The following is a 559-nucleotide window of genomic DNA, read 5'->3' as shown; positions in this document are numbered from 1 at the left end:
ACCGGCTCCGCCTGCCAGGCGGGGAAATCCAGCGTCAAGCCTGCGACACTGCGCGTGACCGTCAGTTCCCCGACGAACCGGGTCGAGAAACGGATGGTGTCTCCCGCATGCCCAATGGCGGTGAAAATCACATGCGCTGCTGCCAGGGTGGCATGTCCACACAGGTTGATTTCGCCCTGCGTAGTGAACCACCGTAACGCATATCCCTGCTCGCTCGGCACAAAAAAGGCCGTTTCCGATTGGTTGTGCTGGCGCGCCATCTGCAACAGGCGTTCATCCGGCAACCAGGCTGCCAATGGGCATACCGCTGCCGCATTGCCACCAAACGTGTGCTGCGTGAACGCATCGACCAAGTAAAAATCCACGGTTAACATTGTTACTCCTTGATTGTCAGGCGGCTTAGCGCTGTCCTGTGAGATGTCAGGACCCCATAAACGTTACTATCATTGATGTGTGAGAGCGAATTTCCTTCACCGAAAAACCTGAATGCCGATAACATATGAAAGCCCATCATCCTTAAGAAACTTTACGTTTCTTTTCAGTTGGTTAAATAACATCA

The 559-nt window shown here is 53.3% G+C and carries 1 protein-coding gene; it reads right to left on the bottom strand.

The features are described 5' to 3' along the window. On the bottom strand, window positions 1–374 hold a 374-nt coding region (locus tag J5224_RS34490), incomplete at its 3' end, for a PhzF family phenazine biosynthesis protein (protein WP_264629326.1). Window positions 375–559: the final 185 nt, after the last annotated feature.

Source organism: Candidatus Symbiopectobacterium sp. NZEC135, from assembly GCF_025962695.1.
Note: the sequence above shows the minus strand (reverse complement) of the source record. Positions and strands in the feature narration are given on the sequence as shown.